The organism is Lishizhenia sp., from assembly GCF_033720595.1.
In the GTDB taxonomy this organism is placed as follows: Bacteria; Bacteroidota; Bacteroidia; order Flavobacteriales_D; family Crocinitomicaceae; genus Lishizhenia.
Genome location: NZ_JAWWCF010000248.1, coordinates 1 through 3,521, shown reverse-complemented (window position 1 = coordinate 3,521; position 3,521 = coordinate 1). Strand labels below are relative to the sequence as shown.

Annotated in this window: 5 protein-coding genes; 2 read left to right on the top strand and 3 right to left on the bottom strand. The window is 36.8% G+C overall.

Annotated features, from left to right (window positions below):
- On the top strand, window positions 1-284 hold a 284-nt coding region (locus R3333_RS13405; RefSeq protein ID WP_318959282.1), incomplete at its 5' end, for a VUT family protein.
- On the opposite strand, the gene R3333_RS13400 is transcribed toward R3333_RS13405, so the two are convergent.
- The gene (locus R3333_RS13400) at window positions 281-1,447 is read right to left on the bottom strand and encodes an MFS transporter (RefSeq protein WP_318959281.1); all 1,167 of its coding nucleotides are present in this window, start codon (window positions 1,445-1,447) and stop codon (window positions 281-283) included. The two genes, R3333_RS13405 and R3333_RS13400, sit on opposite strands and share 4 nt — an antisense overlap.
- Before the next feature lie 170 nt (window positions 1,448-1,617).
- Here R3333_RS13400 and msrB point away from each other — a divergent pair, with 170 nt between their 5' ends.
- Complete coding sequence (gene msrB, locus R3333_RS13395; protein ID WP_318959280.1) at window positions 1,618-2,127, top strand: peptide-methionine (R)-S-oxide reductase MsrB; 510 nt, start codon at window positions 1,618-1,620, stop codon at window positions 2,125-2,127.
- Window positions 2,128-2,198: 71 nt separating this feature from the next.
- Here msrB and R3333_RS13390 read toward each other — a convergent pair whose 3' ends face one another.
- Both R3333_RS13390 and R3333_RS13385 read right to left on the bottom strand, forming a co-directional pair.
- On the bottom strand, window positions 2,199-3,221 hold the full coding sequence (locus R3333_RS13390; RefSeq protein WP_318959279.1) for a cytochrome d ubiquinol oxidase subunit II: 1,023 nt from the start codon (window positions 3,219-3,221) through the stop codon (window positions 2,199-2,201).
- 1 nt (window position 3,222) lies between these two features.
- On the bottom strand, window positions 3,223-3,521 hold a 299-nt coding region (locus R3333_RS13385; RefSeq protein WP_318959278.1), incomplete at its 5' end, for a cytochrome ubiquinol oxidase subunit I.

Genomic DNA, 3,521 nt, shown 5'->3' with positions numbered 1-3,521 from the left:
TTTTTTTTAATAACAAAACCGATGGTAATATGTTGTGTTTTTGTAATATTTTTTCAACCTTAACCTGTCTTTTAATCGACTCTATTTCTGTAATTCTAATTACCTATTATTTCGCGAATGGTCTACCCATGAAAGAGGGGGCAAGTATTGCTTTTCAACTCTTCGCGTTTGTAATAAGTAGTTACTTGTTCAAGGTGGTATGTGCTTTACTAGATACCCTTCCTTTCTATTACGGAACGAGATGGTTGAAAAAATACCTACAAGTAGAACATGAGATAGATTAATAGGTTGTTTGTTGCTTTCTAAATTTTAAATGCCAAAGCAAAAAGAACAAGGCAAGGATAGAAAATCCGGCTCCAACCATAAAGGTTTGGGGAACGGATTTAAAGGTACTTTCATACATATATAAGGTGCTTGAAGCTCCAACCATGATACCTACCTCTAATGCTATAAACAAAGTTCCTGCACTAATTCCTCTTCTATGAGCTGGCGATAAATCTGCCATCCAAGCAAAAAGTGTTGGACTATTTATTCCTGTAGCTACACCAAATACAATGGCACCTAAGGTGAAGGAAAGCATACTTTCAGAGTATCCAACCATGAGCATACTTAAACAAAGTACAATGCAGCCTGCAATTAAAGTCTCTCTTCTACCATACTTATCAGATACCTTACCTGTAAATAGTCTTATTCCTATGGTAGATATTACATAGAAAAAGAAGAACCATCCTTTATTAGAAATGCCTAAATATTCTGACATGTCAGGAGAAAGCACGAAAATAATTCCAGAACATGTAGCGGTTAATATCATTACTATTCCAGCTGGAATCACATTGGTTTCTATGATTTCTGTTTTCTTTACTTTCAAAAGTTTAGGAGCGAAAACTTGAGGATTTTCTAAAGTTTCTCGTACGGTTAAAATCATTAATCCTGCGATGATAGCAAGTATACCACTGATGATAAACAATCCGTCAACACCTGCTAATTTGGTGATGGGTGTTCCTAAAAATTGACCAATTCCAATACCAAGGGATGTAGCTGTTCCAAACACACCCATTCCCTGACCGCGCTTATCGGCTGGTAAAATATCTGTAACTAATGCAGTAGCTCCCGTTGGTAAGAAGCCTGTAGAGAAACCATGGAAAAAACGCAGCGTTAAAAAGAAGAGTACACTTCCGCATAAAGGATAGAGGAAAGTAACTATGGTACTAACGGTAATTCCTATATACATGGTGGATTTTCTACCTATGGTATCGGATAGTTTTCCAGAAAATGGTCGAGAAATGGCGGCCGATAAAGTGAAAAGTGTAATAATTAAACCTTTGTATTCGATACCTCCAAGGGCGGTAATGAAATCATTGAGCTCGGGAATAATCAAGTTAAAACTTGTCATGAACAGCAAGAGAGATGTACAAATTGCCCAAAAGTTCTTACTGTATTTTTTCATGCTCAAAAAATTTGTGGCAAAGGTATCTCTATTTTGGAATTGAGCTCAAGGTTTTGGATGTGTTTTCAAGACAAAAGAAAGAAAATGAAAATTATTTCAGTTTTCAAAATCCAAAAGAAGTTTGTGGGCGTAGATATGTAAGAAATCCGTTTAAAACACGTCTATATAGTATGAAGAATTTTGTATGGATATCTCTAATAGTTGTGTTAAGTGCGTGTGGAGGAGTGAACTCATCTCAAACCGTACACTTAACCAATGCCGATGTGGAAAGGGAAGTTGAAGATACGCTTACCAAAGTGGTGAAGACAGATGAAGAATGGAAAAAAGAACTTTCTCCTGAAGCCTATGATGTGCTAAGAAAAGAAGGAACCGAGCAGGCTTTTACTGGGAAGTACTGGGATCATAAAGCCGATGGTGTTTATCACTGTGCTGGATGTGATTTACGGCTTTTCGACAGTAAAACGAAATTTAAGTCTGGAACAGGTTGGCCGAGTTTTTACGAACCGGTAAACCTTGTAAATGTTGGAGAGCTTGAGGATTATAAATACGGATGGCAAAGAATAGAAGTGGTGTGTAACAGATGTGATGGTCACTTGGGACATGTTTTCAACGATGGACCTGAACCAACTGGATTACGCTATTGTATAAATTCAGCTGCTCTAACTTTTCATAATAGGTAGTAAAACAAGTGAATAGTGTGTTTTTTGTTTTAGCCCCGACGTAAAGTCGGGGTTTTTCTTTACCAATAACTCTACGCTTGATTTTTACTGTTTACCAACCCAAAGGTTTTATATAAATGATACAATCCTGGCAAAACAAAGGCAGAAGCTATAAGTAAAGCCATTCCTAGACTTTGAAATACAGCATCAGGTACAGGGTTTTCTGTTAATCCCAATTGTCCTTCTTTAAAAATGATAAGGTTGGGAAAAATATCGATCACCCAAACGGTTAAAATCATTATAATTTGAAGCGCCATCCAAGCTCTAGGCATCCATCTATCTCCAGCGTTTATTCCTTTCCACATCGGTATAAAAAGTAAACCAGCAATGAATAGAATGACCCAAGTCCACCAGTTTTCCGCATAAATAAGAAAGAACGCACGTCCATATAAAATGCTTTCAACAAATACAAGTGCTCCCGAAATCAAAACAAACAAACTCGCTCTTTTGGCTTTTTTGATGTAGTAAAATTTCTCTTCACCCAAACTTTCTGTACTTAAGAAAACAGAAGAGATGTATGCCGTTAAACTTAAAACGAAGAAACCTGTGCATAAACTAAAGCTGTTGAACCAAGTCGCGATGTATAAGGTGTAAAAATCATTTCCTTCCACCTTATCAGGATGTATCATTTCTCCACTTAAGATAGCACCTATGATTACTCCAATGATGAAAGGAGTAAAGGCACTGGCATACTGGAAAATTTTATCGTAGAATTTTTGACTATCATCCTTATAGGCATCGTAATGTCTAAATACAAAGGCTGTTCCACGGGCTATGATTCCGAGCAATAATAAACTCAGCGGAATGTGTAATTGAGTAACGATAATGTTGTAGTAAATAGGGAACCCTATCCACATCACTACAATAACAACAATTAACCAAACGTGATTAGCTTCCCAAACCGGACCTATTATTCTATAGGCTGTTTTCTTGGTGATTTCTTTGTTTTGCTTGCTAGAGAAAAATTCCAAGACACCTACGCCAAAGTCTGCTCCTCCGAAAAGTAGGTAAAACAATATCGCTAAAAAGAGAAATGTGAGTACAATGAATTCCATATTACAAGCTATTTAGTTTTTTTATTTGTCTATTCATTAACCAATACACCGTAATGCTTAAACCAATGTAGATAAGCATGTATAAATAAAAACTGTATTGTATGCCTTGAACCGGAGTTACGGCATCTTTGGTTTTCATAATTCCATTGATTATCCAAGGTTGTCTCCCCAATTCCGTTACAAACCAACCTGCTTCTAGTGCTACAAAGCCAAGTGGGGTAGCGACTAAAAAGGCGTACAAGAACCATTTCTTTTGGCGCCAACTTTTCTTTTTTATGCTGATTAGGAAAATAATACCCA